This is a genomic window from Anaerotruncus sp. AF02-27, assembly GCF_003465835.1.
Taxonomy (GTDB): domain Bacteria; phylum Bacillota; class Clostridia; order Oscillospirales; family Ruminococcaceae; genus Anaerotruncus; species Anaerotruncus rubiinfantis.
In genome coordinates, this window is the sequence record NZ_QSBX01000011.1 from 1 (window position 1) to 16470 (window position 16470).

12 protein-coding genes are annotated in these 16470 nt (G+C 51.7%); 11 read left to right on the forward strand and 1 reads right to left on the reverse strand.

The features are described 5' to 3' along the window. Positions 1 to 2364, forward strand: a 2364-nt coding sequence (locus DWV16_RS10015; RefSeq protein WP_118479049.1) for an LPD28 domain-containing protein, incomplete at its 5' end; no start/stop codon positions are given. Between the two features lies 1 nt (position 2365). After that, entirely contained in the window at positions 2366 to 2581 is a 216-nt protein-coding gene (locus DWV16_RS10020; RefSeq protein WP_007862384.1) for a transposon-transfer assisting family protein, read from the forward strand. A 96-nt stretch (positions 2582 to 2677) separates the two neighbouring features. Here DWV16_RS10020 and DWV16_RS19590 read toward each other — a convergent pair whose 3' ends face one another. Beyond that, positions 2678 to 3445 (reverse strand): hypothetical protein, encoded by a 768-nt coding sequence (locus DWV16_RS19590; RefSeq protein WP_227884285.1) that lies wholly within the window; start codon positions 3443 to 3445, stop codon positions 2678 to 2680. On the opposite strand from DWV16_RS19590, the gene DWV16_RS19595 reads away from it, so the two are divergent. From DWV16_RS19595 to DWV16_RS10060, 9 genes are all read left to right on the forward strand, one after another. Further along, positions 3432 to 3788: a TnpV protein gene (locus DWV16_RS19595; RefSeq protein ID WP_020989795.1), complete on the forward strand. Its 357-nt coding sequence runs from the start codon at positions 3432 to 3434 to the stop codon at positions 3786 to 3788. The genes DWV16_RS19590 and DWV16_RS19595 overlap by 14 nt on opposite strands. Positions 3789 to 5284: 1496 nt before the next feature. After that, positions 5285 to 11443, forward strand: a complete 6159-nt coding sequence (locus DWV16_RS10025; protein ID WP_370219065.1) for an SNF2-related protein — start codon at positions 5285 to 5287, stop codon at positions 11441 to 11443. A 1-nt stretch (position 11444) separates the two neighbouring features. After that, positions 11445 to 12263 (forward strand): DUF3849 domain-containing protein, encoded by an 819-nt coding sequence (locus DWV16_RS10030; protein ID WP_118479053.1) that lies wholly within the window; start codon positions 11445 to 11447, stop codon positions 12261 to 12263. A 2-nt stretch (positions 12264 to 12265) separates the two neighbouring features. Then, positions 12266 to 12604, forward strand: a complete 339-nt coding sequence (gene mobC, locus DWV16_RS10035; protein ID WP_002588979.1) for a plasmid mobilization relaxosome protein MobC — start codon at positions 12266 to 12268, stop codon at positions 12602 to 12604. A gap of 155 nt (positions 12605 to 12759) precedes the next feature. Further along, entirely contained in the window at positions 12760 to 13059 is a 300-nt protein-coding gene (locus tag DWV16_RS10040) for a CD1845 family protein (RefSeq protein WP_002588980.1), read from the forward strand. A 121-nt stretch (positions 13060 to 13180) separates the two neighbouring features. After that, positions 13181 to 13777, forward strand: a complete 597-nt coding sequence (locus tag DWV16_RS10045) for a type IV toxin-antitoxin system AbiEi family antitoxin domain-containing protein (protein WP_002588981.1) — start codon at positions 13181 to 13183, stop codon at positions 13775 to 13777. Then, a complete protein-coding gene (locus DWV16_RS10050) occupies positions 13774 to 14628 on the forward strand; it encodes a nucleotidyl transferase AbiEii/AbiGii toxin family protein (protein ID WP_002595844.1) in 855 nt (284 codons plus the stop codon). Before DWV16_RS10045 ends, DWV16_RS10050 begins: the two co-directional genes overlap by 4 nt. Next, positions 14625 to 14951: a hypothetical protein gene (locus tag DWV16_RS10055; RefSeq protein WP_038270897.1), complete on the forward strand. Its 327-nt coding sequence runs from the start codon at positions 14625 to 14627 to the stop codon at positions 14949 to 14951. Before DWV16_RS10050 ends, DWV16_RS10055 begins: the two co-directional genes overlap by 4 nt. Positions 14952 to 15005: 54 nt before the next feature. Next, a complete protein-coding gene (locus DWV16_RS10060) occupies positions 15006 to 16418 on the forward strand; it encodes a relaxase/mobilization nuclease domain-containing protein (RefSeq protein ID WP_002588983.1) in 1413 nt (470 codons plus the stop codon). The last annotated feature ends 52 nt before the right edge of the window (positions 16419 to 16470 follow it).

The following is a 16470-nucleotide window of genomic DNA, read 5'->3' on the forward strand; positions in this document are numbered from 1 at the left end:
GAGCTTGCTTCCTCCCTTTCCGGCAATGTGCCAAATTATGAGGCATTCATGGAGGCTCTGCGCCGCAGTGCGCCGGTGCCGATCACTTTTGAAGCAATGGCCGCCGATACGGACGGCTATTTTTCTGCCGATCATCAGAAAATCGCCATTCGTCAGGGCATGAGTGAGGTGCAGACGGTTTCGGCCACAGTACACGAGATTGCCCACAGCAAGCTCCACAATCAGAAAAAGATTCAGATTGCCAATGACGAGCAATATCAGGAGATCGAGCTGTTTGATAAACCCGGTCTGTTCTCCAATGGGCGGATTGCCCGTGATAATCTGCCGGAGGGCGTTTATTGCTATGACCTGCGCGGTTCTGACTACGACCCCGGAGAGCCGGTCTGTGTAGAAGAACAAGTGGTTGTAAACCATGCAGGTTCCGTTCTGCTGACAGAGCCGTTGGAGCTGGCGGAAGATGGACGCCTGATGCTGACCGAGGAAGAAGGGCTGAATTTTGTTGGCGGCTTTTCTACCCTCGCCCAGTTTTTGCAAGAACAGAGGAAAGACCGCCACACGGAGGAAGTGGAGGCTGAAAGCATCTCCTACGCAGTCTGCAAATATTTTGGCATCGAGACCGGAGAAAACAGCTTCGGCTATATTGCAAGCTGGAGTCAGGGCAAGGAACTGAAAGAACTGAGAGCCAGTTTGGAGACCATCAACAAAACCTCCGGCACTTTGATCTCTGACATTGAGCGCCACTATAAGGAAATATGCAAAGAGCGTGGGATTGATCCCCATGCAAAGGCAGAGCCGGAAACCGCCCCGATAGAGCAGCCGACCGGCAATCTAACCTACTATGTAGCAGAGTGCATGGAGTTTCCAAACCTCGGAGAATACCACGATAACCTGTCTTTGGAGGAAGCTGTACGCATTTATCAGGAGATTCCGGCAGAGCGAATGAATGGGATCAAGGGCATTGGTTTTGAGCTGAAAGACGGAAGCGATTATGAAGGACCTTTTCCGATTTTGACCGGCCATACCATTGACCTGGACACCATCCAGGCAATCGACTATTATCGTGACAATCCGCTGGTACAGAAAGCGGTAAAGGAACTGGCTGCGGCCATGCCGGAAATGGAGGTGCTGGGGGCGGACGCCAACCAGCAGGAGGCTTTGTTTCTGATCGACGATGCCACCTATCTTCATATCCAGCCCTGTGACAGCGGATGGGACTACACCCTTTACGATGCTGCGTCCATGAAAGAGATGGATGGCGGTCAGCTGGATATGCCGGAACTTTCCCGCATGAAGGCAGTTCTCCAGATTTGTGATGACAACGATTTGGGCAAAGACTCGGTAAAATACGCACCGTTGTCCATGATCGAGACCTTGCAGGAAGCGGCCTATCAGCAGATGCAGGCAGAGGTCAGTCAGATGACTGCTTCTTCCCAGCTGCCGGAGGCACAGGAGCAGGCGCTGGATGAATACCCCATGCCGGATGAGCAGGTCTCCACACCGGATATGCTGAAATACGGCTACTCCTATGATGGGATGCTCCCTGTTACCAGAGAACGGGCGCTGGAACTGGATGCCGCCGGTTTGACTGTCTATGTGCTGCATGAGGACAATACGGAGAGCATGGTGTTTGACCCACAGGAGATCATGGAGCATGGCGGTCTTTGCGGTGTGGACCGTGAGGAATGGGAGAAAAGCCCTCAGTTCCATGAAAAGGTCATGGAGCGTCAGGAACATCAGCAGGAACGAGAACAGGCATTTCTCTCCCAGAATAGAGATTGCTTTGCCATCTATCAGGTAAAGCATACCGATGAATTGCGTGACATTCGCTATGAAGGGATGGACTGGCTCCGATCCATCGGGCAAGCAGTAAAGCGTGAAAACTATGATCTGGTCTATACTGCGCCGTTGGAACCCTGCAATTCTCCGCAGGCTGCTGTTGAACAGCTTTATAATCAGTTCAACAACGATCATCCGGCAGACTACCACCATCCTTCTATGAGCGTCAGCGACATCGTTGCGATCAAGCAGGACGGTAAGGTATCCTGTCATTACTGCGACAGCGTTGGTTTCACCGAGATTCCCGGATTCCTGCCGGACAATCCGCTGAAAAATGCGGAAATGATGCTGGAGGATGACTACGGCATGATCGACGGCATCATCAACAACGGCCCAAAAGAGCCGACCGTGGCGCAGCTGGAACAGCAGGCCCGCAGCGGCCAGCCAATCTCTCTCATGGATTTAGCGGAAGCTGTCCACCGGGAGGAACGGGACAAGAAAAAGTCCGTCATGGAGCAGCTGAAAAGCCAGCCCCGGACGGAACACAAAAAGACAGCGCCTAAAAAGAGCGCAGAAAGGGAGATTTGATATGGGAAACTTTACTTTTGAAGAAATGAACCTGATGTGCATTTACAACACCGGCAGCCGCACCGGGCTGATGGAGGCTCTGACCGAGATGCGCGGCGAACTTTCGCCGGAGGAAACGGAACTGAGGGAATTGACCGACAGCGCTCTTACGAAGCTCTGTGCGATGACTGATGAGAAGTTTGCCGAACTGGAGCTGTACCCGGATTTTGACCAGTAAACAACATAACCGCAGGGATGGGGTGGCGATCTGCCACCCCGCCTTTTTACCCCAAAACTGAAAGGAGGACAGAACACCATGCCAACCAAAGCTGAACTATATGCACAGATGGCGGACAAGGTGGCAACACAGCTCACGGGGAGCTGGCAGGAATGGGCAGGGTTTCTCACCACTGCTTCCCGTCTTTACAAGTACCCGTTCCATGAGCAGCTGATGATCTACGCCCAGCGACCGGACGCCACCGCCTGCGCAGAATACGATTTGTGGAATGAAAAGATGGGCCGGTATGTAAGACGCGGCTCCAAGGGGATCGCTCTGGTGGACGATTCCGGGGACAGACCCCGCCTGCGCTATGTTTTTGATATTTCCGACACCGGAACCCGTGAACATTCCCGCACTCCCTGGCTGTGGCAGCTGGAGGAGCGCCATTTGGATTCGGTGCAGGTCATGCTTGAGCGCACCTATGATGTTTCCGGTGATGACCTTGCCGGACAGCTCACCGAGGTAGCCGGAAAACTGGCTGAGGAATACTGGACGGAGCATCAGCAGGACTTCTTTTATATCGTTGACGGTTCCTTTTTGGAGGAATATGATGAGTTTAACATCGGAGTACAGTTCAAGGCAGCAGCCACCGTCAGCATCACTTACGCTTTGATGTCCCGCTGCGGACTGGAGCCGGAACGCTACTTCGACCACGAAGATTTCATGGCAATCTTTGATTTCAATACCCCGTCCACCATCGGGGCGCTGGGAACAGCGGTCAGCCAGATCAACCAGCAGGTGCTGCGGCAGATCGGCGTTACCGTCCGAAATGCAGAGCGCGAAGCCAACCAAGAAAGGAGCAAACAAGATGAACAATCCCATGACCTATATCCAGAACGGAGACTATCTGATTCCCGACCTGAAGCTGAGCCAGCAGCCGGAGAAACCCCTGGGCAAGTACGGAAGGATGAGGAAAACTTACCTGAAAGAACATCGTCCCATCCTCTACAACCAGATGTTGCTGAGCGAGAAGCTGTACCCGCACCTTCTGGAGATCGACGAGACCGCCCAGAGCAGACTGGAGCAGATGATGCCCCAGCTGGCGAAGGAAGCGGGAGCCACCGAGGAACTGAAAGCCAGCGATCCCATGAAGTGGGTGGGGCTGATGAACAACTGCAAAGCCCAGGCCGAGGAAATCCTGATGGCGGAGCTTATCAACAGCTGACTCTAAACCTGTTCCTCTCCGAAGCGGAACAGATCCAATCCATAGATGAAGCAGAGAATGTAGCGCATACATCCTCTGCTTTTTCTTTTGCCCAAAATGACATCGACCATGTGCTGCGTTTGGGCGGCAATACAGACCGTCAAAGGGAGCGTGTGGTTGCAGCCTTTGAAAAGCAGAAAACCACCGCTGAGATTTCCGAGATACTGAAAACGCTGTACCACGGCGGCAATGGCCTTGGCAGTGTGAGCGCATGGTATGCCGAGGATGGTATCCATCTTTCCCATGGGAAGTCTGTCCGTTATGACAGGTCTGCCCAGGTCATTTCCTGGGAGAGCGCCGCAGAGCGTATCGGGGAGCTTTTGGAGAGCGGCCAGTTTGCCTCCAATGTGGAGCTTGCAGAAGCGGCAGGCTATGAACGCTCCCTCCTTGCAGAAAAGCTCTGGTATCTGTACCACGATTTCAGCGAGGAAGCCAGAGAAGCAGGATATTTGTCTTGCCTGTCAGAAATCAGAGGCAATGGGTTCCCGGAGGAGACCCGCCGCCTGACGGAGCAGTTGAATGACCCGGCTTTCCGCCAGACACTCAAGGAAGAATACGCCGCCTTCTGGACTGCCTATCAGCAGGACCGTGACCTGTTGCGCTTTCATTACCATAGGCCAAGGGAAATCTGGGAGAACCTGAAAGACCTTGACCTGCCCCGCAGGACTTTTTCTTCGGACCTTTCCCAAGTGCCAACCGTCCAGCATTTCATTACAGAGGATGAGATCGACACCGCCATGACCGGCGGCAGCAGTTTTGCCGGAGGAAAAGGCCGTATCTATGCGTTCTTCATGGAAAACCATACGGATCAGGAAAAAGTGAGATTCCTTAAAGACGAGTATGGCATTGGCGGCCGCTCTCATGCCCTGTCCGGCGCAACACACAGCGGCGAAGATCACGATGGGAAAGGACTGCAGTATAAAAAGCAGGACTGCCCGGATGTTCACTTCAACTGGGAAAAGGTTTCCAAGCGCATTACCTCACTTGTCCAGAAAGGCCGCTATCTTACCGAACAGGAACAAGCGCAGTATGACAAGATCCAGGCTGAAAAGGATCTGGCAGAAGAAGATGCCATTCAAGCCCAGCAGCCGGAGATAGAGGAAGAAACGCCAAAGCCTACCCTTCGGGAGCAGTTTGAGCAGTATAAGCCTGTGGTGACTGCCGCCATATCTGAGGATGTGGCATATCGAAATGCCTGCGGTCATTCCGACCGTGAAAATGCTGTCATCGAGGGCAATGCCGCTGTGCGCCGTGCGGTTCTTGGCTCTAAGGATATGGAGCTGATCCGCCTTTATTCGGATGTGCCGGAGTTCCGCCAGCGCTTGCACCGGGAAGTGATCGACGAGACCTATCCAAAGCTCCATGAGCTTCTGCGCCCTCTTTCTCAGGAAGATATTGATACTGTCCTTTGTGCATGGAACGGCAATATCGAGAGTAAACACGCTGTCGTCCGCTATATGAAAGACCATGCAAGAGAGAAGGATACCGCTGCATGGCTGGCTCAGGAATACGGTGGCAGCAACAGCCCGTTCGTTGTCCGTGCCGGAAGCCCGGAGGAAACACAGCTGCCCTGGCCGAAGGTACAGCGCAGGCTTGCCCAGCTGATTCAGGAGGACCGGTTCTATACCGAAGAAGAACAGGATCGTTTTGACAATATCGACCCTATCGCCATCCGGGAAGCCCTGGAGGAAAGAGGGATTGTCAATGGACAGGTGGCAGACCCGGAAAAACTGGACAATGACTCATTTATCCAGCAGGTAATGTCGGATGTAGAGCAGATCGCAGCTGTTGAGACAGAGCAGACTTCCAAAGTTGCTATTTCCGATGAGGAATATGACGCAGTTCGCCGCCCAATTCCGCAAAGAACCTCCTATGACCCAGCCGCCCCGGTCTATGCCGTGAGCGATACCGTGTATATCGAGGATGACGCCTATCAGATCACCGAGCTGCGGGAGGACACCGTACAGCTTCTGCCCACCGGGATGGTATATCCCATCTACCGGGCAGAGCGCAAAGAACAGTTCGAGCAGCTGCTTCGGGCAGACCGTCGCAATGCTTACTATACCGAGTTTCTTCCTATTGACCCGGACAAGGCAGATCAGGACTTGCGGGATGTATTGTCCCATGGACTGATGGATGAAGCAGATAAACAGCAGCTTTCCACGCTACTTCAATCTGGCAGGAGCAACAGCGAGATCGCCTACTGGCTGAGTAGAAACTATCCCCGTGAGATCGAGACCCTGAATCTGGAGACCGGCGATATTGCCGATTACCGTACCACGGCACAAGGCATGGAGCTGGAAGTCATGGATGCAGAGGAAAAGCGTCTGGCTGTGCTGTATTTCCGCTGGGATGAGGTTGCGCCTTTGCTGCGCGGGATGTATGCCCGTCAGCTGGATGGCTTTGGACAAGAACAGCCCCAACCGTCTGCCGAATCCCCAGCCTTTCATTCCGAGACCGTGGCCGTCTATTCGGGCGATAAGAACCATCTACCTTATGATGTGGTGGTGGAACGGTTGCATATTGAGGAGCCGGAGCTGCCAGCCCCTGTAACAGAGCCGGAAAAAACCTTTGAGGAAGTGTTGGATGAACACCCGGTTTCCATTCAGGTCAACGGCCAGTGGCAGACCTTCCCCAATGCCAAAGCTGCCGAGGAAGCCTCCTATGAGGAATACAAGGCTAACCTGCGCCGCAATGCACAGAACTTCCGCATTACCGATGAGCATTTGGGCGAAGGCGGTCCAAAAGCCAAGTTCCAGGCAAATGTTAATGCTATTCGTTTGCTGAAAGAGCTGGAATCTGCCGGACAGCAGGCAAGTCCCGAACAACAGGAGATTCTTTCCCGTTATGTGGGCTGGGGCGGTATTCCTGATGCTTTTGACCCAGAGAAACCGGCATGGGCTTCCGAGTATACCCAGCTGAAAGAGCTGCTGACCCCGGAGGAATATGCCGCCGCCAGAAGCTCTATCCTCAATGCCCATTACACCAGCCCTACGGTTATCCAGGCAATCTATGAAGCGGTGGGGCGCATGGGCTTTGAGACCGGAAATATTCTGGAGCCGTCTATGGGTGTGGGCAATTTCTTCGGTATGCTGCCGGAGGAAATGCGAAACAGCCGTCTGTACGGCGTGGAGCTGGACCCGGTTTCCGGGCGCATCGCAAAGCAGCTCTATCCCAAGGCGGACATCACAGTAGGCGGCTTTGAGACCACCGACAGGCGTGACTTCTTTGACCTTGCCATCGGCAATGTACCTTTCGGTCAGTATCAGGTCAACGACAAAGCCTATAACAAGCTGAATTTCAGTATTCATAACTACTTTTTCGCCAAAGCACTGGATCAGGTGCGTCCCGGCGGCGTGGTAGCTTTTGTGACCTCCCGATATACCATGGACGCCAAGGATTCCACCGTGCGCCGCTATCTTGCCCAGCGTGCTGAGCTGATGGGAGCTATCCGTCTGCCCAATGATGCGTTCAAAAAGAATGCCGGTGCCGAGGTTGTATCGGACATCATCTTTCTCCAAAAGCGGGACCGTCCGCTGGACATCGTGCCGGAATGGACTCAGACCGGACAAACGGAGGATGGGTTTGCCATCAACCGGTATTTTATCGACCACCCGGAAATGATGCTGGGCAGACAGGAGCCGGTAAGCACTGCTCATGGTATGGACTACACTGTGAATCCTATCGAGGGACTGGAGCTTTCCGACCAGCTGCATGATGCCGTGAAGTACATTCATGGCACTTATCAGGAGGCAGAGCTGCCGGAGCTGGGCGAAGGCGAAGCCATTGACACCTCCATTCCTGCCGACCCAAATGTGAAGAACTATTCCTATGCCATTGTAGACGGGCAGGTGTACTACCGGGAAAACAGCCGCATGGTGCGCCCTGACCTCAACGCCACCGCCGAAGCCCGCGTGAAAGGTCTTGTGGGACTGCGTGATTGTGTGCAGGAACTGATCGACCTTCAGATGGATGCAGCGGTTCCAGACAGCACCATTACCCAAAAACAGGCGGAACTGAACCGGCTCTATGATAGCTTTTCTGCCAAATACGGTCTCATCAACGACCGTGCAAATCGGCTGGCCTATGCAGATGATTCTTCCTATTACCTGCTCTGTGCGCTGGAAGTTATCGACGAGGACGGAAAGCTGGAGCGCAAGGCGGATATGTTCACCAAACGGACCATCAAGCCCCATCAGGCAGTGGCTACTGTGGATACAGCAAGCGAAGCACTGGCGGTGTCCATCTCGGAAAAAGCCTGCGTAGATATGAGCTATATGAGTCGGCTTAGCGGAAAAACAAAAGAAGAACTGGAGGGAGAACTGCAAGGTGTGATCTTCCGTGTACCAGGACAGCTGGAACAGGACGGATCGCCCCATTATGTGACTGCTGATGAATACCTTTCCGGCAATGTACGCCGCAAACTGCGTCAGGCGCAGCGGGCGGCACAGCAGGACTCTTCTTTTGCAGTCAATGTGGAAGCTCTTACCGCCGCCCAGCCCAAAGACCTGGATGCGTCGGAGATCGAGGTGCGTCTGGGCGCTACCTGGATCAACAAAGAATATATCCAGCAGTTTATGTATGAGACCTTCAACACCCCGTTTTATCTCCAGCGCAGTATCGAGGTCAACTATTCGTCCTTTACCGCTGAATGGCAGATCAAGGGGAAATCTTCTGTATCCTACAACGATGTGGCAGCTTATACCACCTATGGAACCAGCCGTGCCAATGCCTACAAGATCTTGGAGGACAGCTTAAACCTGCGTGATGTGCGAATTTATGACACCATTGAGGATGCAGACGGAAAAGAGCGCCGCGTGCTGAACGCCAAGGAGACCACTCTGGCTGCCCAAAAGCAGCAGGCTATCCGGGAAGCCTTCAAGGACTGGATCTGGAAAGATCCGGAGCGCCGCCAGACTCTGGTGCGCCAGTACAACGAAGAAATGAACTCCACCCGTCCCCGTGAGTATGATGGCAGCCACATTACCTTTGGCGGCATGAACCCGGCCATTACCCTGCGGGAACATCAGAAAAGCGCTATCGCCCATGTGCTGTATGGCGGTAATACCCTGTTGGCGCACGAGGTGGGAGCGGGCAAAACATTTGAGATGGTAGCTGCTGCTATGGAAGCCAAACGCCTGGGCTTGTGCCAGAAATCTCTTTTTGTGGTTCCAAACCACCTGACCGAGCAGTGGGCGTCGGAGTTTCTGCGCCTCTATCCCTCCGCAAATATCCTTGTCACAACCAAAAAGGACTTTGAGACCCATAACCGCAAGAAGTTCTGCGCCCGTATCGCGACCGGTGACTACGATGCCATCATCATGGGACACAGCCAGTTTGAGCGTATCCCCATCAGCCGGGAGCGTCAAGAACGGCTTCTCTATGAACAGATCGACGAGATCACCGAGGGAATCGCAGAGGTGCAGGCCAGTGGCGGCGAGCGTTTTACCGTCAAGCAGCTGGAGCGTACCAAGAAATCGTTGGAGGCCAGACTGGAAAAGCTGCAAGCCGAGGGGCGAAAAGACGATGTGGTAACCTTCGAGCAGCTGGGTGTGGACCGGCTGTTCGTGGACGAGGCCCACAACTATAAAAACCTGTTTCTATACACAAAAATGCGGAATGTGGCAGGCTTATCCACATCGGACGCGCAGAAATCCTCCGATATGTTTGCCAAGTGCCGCTATATGGATGAGATCACCGGAAACCGTGGCGTGATTTTTGCCACCGGAACCCCGGTCAGCAACTCCATGACCGAGCTTTACACCATGCAGCGTTACCTTCAGTATGAACGCCTGCAAGAGCTGAACATGACCCACTTCGACTGCTGGGCTTCCCGATTTGGGGAGACCGTCACAGCATTGGAGCTGGCACCGGAGGGAACCGGCTACCGGGCAAGAACGAGATTCAGCAAGTTCTTTAACCTGCCTGAGCTGATGAACCTGTTCAAAGAAGTGGCCGACATTAAGACTGCTGATCAGTTAAATCTCCCTACCCCGGAAGTGGAATACCACAACATCGTGGCACAGCCTACTGAACATCAGCAGGAAATGGTCAAGGCCCTTTCGGAGCGCGCATCGCAGGTACACAGTGGAACCGTTGACCCATCAGAGGACAATATGCTCAAAATTACCTCGGATGGCCGTAAGCTGGGGCTTGACCAGAGGATCGTCAACCAGATGCTCCCAGATGAACCCGGCACAAAGGTCAATCAGTGCGTAGAGAACATCATGCAGATCTGGCGGGATGGCGAAGCTGACAAGCTGACCCAGCTGGTGTTTTGCGACATTTCTACACCACAGGCAAAAGCTCCTGCAAGCAAGGCGGCGAAAACACTGGATAATCCACTGCTTCACGCATTGGAAGGCGCTGTGCCTCTGCCGGAGCAGGAACCGGCATTTACGGTATATGACGATATTCGTCAGAAACTCATTGTCCAGGGGATGCCTGCCGACCAGATCGCTTTTATCCATGAAGCCAATACCGAAGTGCGGAAAAAGGAGCTGTTCTCCAAAGTTCGTACCGGTCAGGTGCGTGTACTTATGGGCAGCACTGCCAAGATGGGCGCAGGCACCAATGTGCAGGACCGTCTGGTGGCACTTCATGATCTGGATTGTCCGTGGAGACCCGGAGACCTCGCCCAGCGCAAGGGCCGTATCGAGCGCCAAGGCAACCAGAATCCCCTTGTCCATGTGTACCGCTATGTGACCGAAGGAACCTTTGACGCATACCTCTGGCAGACGGTGGAGAATAAGCAGAAATTCATTTCCCAGATCATGACTTCTAAATCGCCGGTGCGCTCCTGCGATGATGTGGATGAAACCGCCCTCAGTTTTGCCGAGATCAAGGCTCTGTGCGCCGGAGACCCCCGTATCAAAGAGCGTATGGATTTGGATGTGGAAGTATCCCGCCTGAAGCTGATGAAAGCCGACCACCAGAGCAAGCAGTATCGTCTGGAGGACCAGCTGCTCAAATACTTCCCGGAGGAGATTGAAAAGCACAAGGGCTTTATCAAGGGCTTTGAATCTGATCTGGAGGTTTTGGCAGCTCACCCGCACCCGGAGGACGGCTTTGCCGGTATGGAGATCCGTGGAGATCTGCTGACCGATAAGGAGAACGCCGGTGCTGCCCTTTTGGATGCCTGCAAGGAGGTCAAAACCTCCGATCCGGTACAGATCGGCAGCTACCGGGGCTATGCCATGTCCGTGGAATTTTCCGCTTGGAAACAGGAATATACGCTCCTGTTGAAAGGCCAGATGACCCACAGGGCAACCCTTGGTACAGACCCTCGCGGAAATCTTACCCGCATCGACAATGCCCTCGCCCAGATGCCACAGCGTCTGGAGGCGGCAAAGGCCCAGCTGGATAACCTTTGTCAGCAGCAGGCTGCCGCAAAGGAGGAAGTTGGAAAGCCATTCCTTTATGAAGAAGAACTGAGAAGCAAAAACGCCCGTCTGGTGGAGCTGGATACCCTGCTCAACATCGACGGAAAGGGACCGGCACACGATGAAGCTGTCGTTGCCAAAAGCACACGGCCTTCGGTATTGGATCATCTGAAACGCCCGGTGCCGCCCCGCAGTACTGACAAGAAACCAAAACAACATGAGGAGGTGCGATAACATGAATACCAACGATTTGAATATGGCCCTTTATGAAAAGATGGCCGCTGAGCAGGACAAATACAGGGACTGGCTGAAAAGCCAGCCCCCGGAAGAAATTCTGCACCACACCTATGAGTACACCATCCGTGAGGACATCGTGATGGCGATGGAGGAACTGGAGCTGACCGATGCCCAGGCAGAGGCGCTTTTGGAATCTCCCTCGCCGCTGGCGGATGTGTACCGCTATTTTGAAAAGCTGGAGACCGGCCACATGGATGTGATCCGGGACAGCATTGAAAGCCGTGCCAATGATGTGTGCAGAGCTAAAGAGGAACTGCGAACAACACCGGTCTATCCCCACTCTGCCGCCTATGCGAGAGAACATGGGGAGCTGGAGCAGTACCGAGCTTTCAACAATGTAAATCTCCAATGCAAGGAGTCCATTGAAGCGGCGGTGCGGGAACACTTCGACGGAATGTATCTCAGTCACGATGCGGCAAAGGGTGTGATCGAGACCTATGGCATGGAGCGTGTGGCTTTGGTTCTGGCCAACACCGTCCAGCTTCAGGACTGGGATGGGCGCTACTCCCGACGCAATAAGGAATGGGCTAAGACCATTCCCAACGAGAACCCCGAAACCGTCCGTTGTGGTTATGTCCTGAACAGCCACCCTGCTGTACTGGATGGCTTTATTGATCTGGTGCGTGAAGAACAGCAGCGTAGCCGTACTCAGGGAGAAAAACTGCAACCGTCCCGTCCCTCAGTACGGGATAAGCTCAAACAGGAGCTGCCGGCCCATAAGCCCGCCGCCTCAAAGAAACGGGAGCCGGAGCGATAACTATGGCAAAGCGTAAGCGGGATATGCAATTAAACTTTAGAGTTTCAGCGGAGGAGCTTGCTGTGATTGAGCAAAAAATGTCTCAGTTTGGAACCTCCAACCGTGAAGCCTATCTAAGAAAAATGGCGCTGGATGGGTATGTAGTCAAGCTGGAGCTGCCGGAGCTGAAGGAGCTTGTTTCCCTGATGCGCCGAAGCAGCAACAACTTAAACCAGCTGACCCGTAAAGTGCATGAGACTGGGCGGGTTTATGATGCTGACTTGGAGGATATATCCCAGCGGCAGGAACAGTTATGGGAGGGCGTAAAGGAAATCCTTACCCAGCTTTCCAAACTTTTATAACGGGGATAGATACTCCATTTGCGGAGGGAGGAACGGCATTACTTCGCTGCTCCTCTCTCCGCTTTTTCTTTTTATCGGTATCCTTGTCTTTTGCCTGCCCATGCCGGATAATATGATTAGAAAAGATACCAAGAACGCTGCAAGGAGGAAATGACATGAAGATTTTGAAAGGGCTTTTGATGATTATAACTGCACCGGTCATTTTGGTTCTGACACTTTTTGTCTGGCTCTGCACAGGGCTGATCTACATATCCGGTCTGGTGCTCGGCCTGTTCAGTACCGTGATTGCTCTGCTTGGTGTGGCTGTGCTGCTTACCTATTCCCCGCAGAATGGTGTGATTTTGCTGGTTATGGCATTTTTGATTAGCCCTATGGGGCTGCCGTTGGCTGCAATCTGGCTGATGGGTAAGGTGCAGAGTTTGAAATTTGCAATTCAGGAGTTGGTTTATGGATAAAAATACGCAAAACCATAAAAATGCCAGACACCGTCTGTTAAATTTGGAAAGAGAAACTATATATCCACGACTTTACTTTTGAACTAATATCGCGTATAATATTAGTGCGAAAGGAAGTGATATGATGGGACAATTTGAACAGCTGGATCAGATGCTAACAGAACAAGAAGGAATGCTGCGAACATCGCAGGTCGTATCTTCTGGAATTTCAAAGCCGGTATTTTATGATTATGTGCGTTCACGAGATTTGGATAGAGTCGCACATGGGATTTATCTGTCCAAAGATTCCTGGGTGGATGCCATGTATCTGCTTCATTTGCGATTTGAACAAGCAGTATTTTCACATGAAACAGCTTTATTTTTTCACGATCTGACAGATCGTGAACCAATAGAATATACAGTTACGGTCAAAACTGGATGCAATCCAAGCAAAATGAAAGCAGAAGGCATTCAAGTTTTTACGATTAAAGCAGACTTACATGATGTAGGACTTACAACAGCGAAAACTCCGTTCGGGCATACTGTGCCGGTTTATGATATGGAGCGAACAATCTGTGATTTGCTCAGAAGCCGTAGCAGAATTGAAATTCAGACCTTTCAGGGAGCACTGAAAGCGTATGCCCGTAGAAAAGATAAGAACCTGCGAGCTTTAATGCAATATGCTGGGATGTTCAAGGTGGAAAAAATTTTACGACAGTATTTGGAGGTACTTTTATGATAAAAACAGCAAGACAGCTTAAAGATTTAATACGAAACCTTTCCAGAGAAAAATCCGCAGATGCTCAGATTTTAATGAGGAACTACATGATGGAGCGTTTTTTGGAGCGTATTTCTCTTTCTGAGTATCGTGATAAGTTTATCTTGAAGGGTGGTATGTTGGTAGCGGCTATGGTTGGATTGGATGCCCGCTCTACGATGGATTTGGATGCAACCATAAAAGGAGCTAATGTTAATGTGGAGGATATTGAGAATCTAATTTCATCAATCGTAACTGTTCCGATTGATGATGGTGTTAAATTTCAGCTGAAAAGTATTTCGGAGATTATGGATGAAGCAGAGTATCCGGGGATTCGTGTCAGCATGAGTACAACATTCGATGGTGTAGTGACCCCTTTGAAAATTGATATTTCTACGGGAGATGCAATCACTCCAAGAGAGGTTCGGTATTCATTCAAACTTATGCTGGAAGATCGCTCCATTGATATTTGGGCTTATAATTTAGAAACTGTGCTGGCAGAAAAACTGGAAACCATTATTACTAGAACCACAACCAATACCCGCATGAGAGATTTCTACGATATTTACATTTTAGAACAGCTGCATGGAACCACGCTGAACCCGAAAATTTTACATGATGCGCTTCTGGCAACTGCTCATAAACGGGGATCGGAGAAGTATCTTAACCAGGCTGAAGAAGTTTTTGACGAAGTGGAAAATGATTCGGTTATGCAAAAACTTTGGGAGGCATACCGTAAAAAGTTTTCTTATGCTTCTGATTTGGAATGGGATGTGATTATGAAAGCAATTCGCAGGTTATATGTTCTTTGTGAGAAGGGCATCAGCTTATGAAAAAGCATGGACACTATTGTAAAGTTTGTGGTGAATACAAAGCCAACGAAAATTTTTCAGGCAAAGGTCATGCATCCCACATTTGTAAATCCTGTGCTTCGCTACCAGCAGAAAAGCAGGCTGAACTGATGACACTGAATCGTCTTTTGAATCTTCCATGGAGGCTATCGAAAGAGCAGTTGTCCTGGCTGAAAAATCGACTAAAGAATAGGCGGCCTGATGTCCGTGCATTGGCGCAAGAGCAATATGAAATGAGATTTCCACCAAGACACTTAGAAGATGATGAGTTCAATTTTTTCGATGAAGAAAGTTTTATAGAATAGTGAAAGCGGTCTGCTATGGCAGGCCGTTTTCTTTTCGGGAAGGAGGTCTGACCTATGGCAACCACAAGAATCATGCCGCTTCATGTCGGCAAGGGCCGCACAGAAAGTCGGGCGATCAGTGACATCATCGACTATGTGGCCAATCCCAAAAAAACAGATAATGGCAGGCTCATTACCGGCTATGCGTGTGACAGCAGGACTGCGGATGCAGAGTTCCTTCTGGCAAAGCGGCAGTACCTTGCCGCGACCGGACGAGTGCGAGGTGCGGATGATGTGATCGCCTATCATGTGCGCCAGTCGTTCCGCCCCGGTGAGATCACACCGGAGGAAGCCAATCGGCTGGGTGTGGAATTTGCCAAGCGATTCACCAAGGGCAATCATGCCTTTGTGGTCTGCACCCACATAGACAAGTCGCACATTCACAATCACATTATCTGGTCATCGGTCAGCTTAGAATATGACCGGAAATTCCGAAACTTTTGGGGCAGCACCAAGGCAGTCCGACAGTTAAGTGACACCATCTGCGTCGAAAACGGACTATCCATTGTGGAGAATCCGAAACCTCACGGAAAGAGCTATAACAAGTGGCTGGGCGATCAGGCAAAGCCCTCTCACCGAGAGCTGCTGCGTGTAGCGATTGACAACGCATTATCACAAAGTCCTGCTAATTTTGAGGAACTGCTGAAGCTGCTAAAAGAGTCCGGCTGTGAAGTATCAAAGCGCGGAAAATCGTATCGTTTGAAACTCCCCGGCTGGGAGAAAGCCGCCCGAATGGACAGCCTGGGCGAAGGATATGGATTAGATGATTTGCAGGCGGTTCTCTCCGGGAAGAAAGCGCATACCCCACGAAAGAAAATAGTTACACAGGCAGAGACGCAGAAGGTCAATCTGCTGGTGGACATTCAGGCAAAATTGCAGGCTGGAAAAGGTGCTGGCTATGCTCGATGGGCCAAGGTGTTCAACCTCAAGCAGATGGCGCAGACCATGAATTACTTGTCAGAGAATAACCTGCTGGAGTATGCGGTTTTGGAAGAAAAGGCTGCGGCTGCCACGGCACATCACAATGAACTTTCGGCGCAGATCAAAGCGGCTGAAAAGCGCATGGCAGAGATTGCTGTTCTGCGTACTCACATTGTAAATTATGCCAAGACCCGTGAGGTCTATGTGGCATACCGCAAGGCAGGCTACTCTAAGAAATTCCGGGAGGAACATGAGGAAGAAATTCTGCTCCACCAGGCTGCTAAGAATGCCTTTGATGAGATGGGCGTCAAGAAGCTGCCCAAGGTCAAAGAGTTACAGACGGAGTACGCGAAATTGCTGGAAGAAAAGAAAAAGACCTATGCCGAGTACCGGCGTTCCCGTGAGGAAATGCGGGAGCTTTTAACGGCAAAGGCCAATGTGGATCGAGTGCTGAAAATGGAGGTAGAACAGGATGTTGAAAAAGAAAAAGACCACGGCCAGCGATAAGCTGGTCCTGGTCAAAAGCGTTCGTAGAACGCGCAGCCACAGAATGAAATTC

Bases quoted from the DNA above. Each gene is read 5' to 3' on its own strand.
- DWV16_RS10025 (WP_370219065.1), top strand. From the start codon at position 5,285: ATGAAAGACCATGCAAGAGAGAAGGATACCGCTGCATGGCTGGCTCAG.
- DWV16_RS10030 (WP_118479053.1), top strand. From the start codon at position 11,445: ATGAATACCAACGATTTGAATATGGCCCTTTATGAAAAGATGGCCGCT.
- DWV16_RS10055 (WP_038270897.1), top strand. From the start codon at position 14,625: ATGAAAAAGCATGGACACTATTGTAAAGTTTGTGGTGAATACAAAGCC.
- DWV16_RS19590 (WP_227884285.1), bottom strand. From the start codon at position 3,445: ATGGGATTGTTCATCTTGTTTGCTCCTTTCTTGGTTGGCTTCGCGCTC.
- DWV16_RS10045 (WP_002588981.1), top strand. From the start codon at position 13,181: ATGATGGGACAATTTGAACAGCTGGATCAGATGCTAACAGAACAAGAA.
- DWV16_RS10050 (WP_002595844.1), top strand. From the start codon at position 13,774: ATGATAAAAACAGCAAGACAGCTTAAAGATTTAATACGAAACCTTTCC.
- DWV16_RS10020 (WP_007862384.1), top strand. From the start codon at position 2,366: ATGGGAAACTTTACTTTTGAAGAAATGAACCTGATGTGCATTTACAAC.
- DWV16_RS10060 (WP_002588983.1), top strand. From the start codon at position 15,006: ATGGCAACCACAAGAATCATGCCGCTTCATGTCGGCAAGGGCCGCACA.
- mobC (WP_002588979.1), top strand. From the start codon at position 12,266: ATGGCAAAGCGTAAGCGGGATATGCAATTAAACTTTAGAGTTTCAGCG.
- DWV16_RS19595 (WP_020989795.1), top strand. From the start codon at position 3,432: ATGAACAATCCCATGACCTATATCCAGAACGGAGACTATCTGATTCCC.
- DWV16_RS10040 (WP_002588980.1), top strand. From the start codon at position 12,760: ATGAAGATTTTGAAAGGGCTTTTGATGATTATAACTGCACCGGTCATT.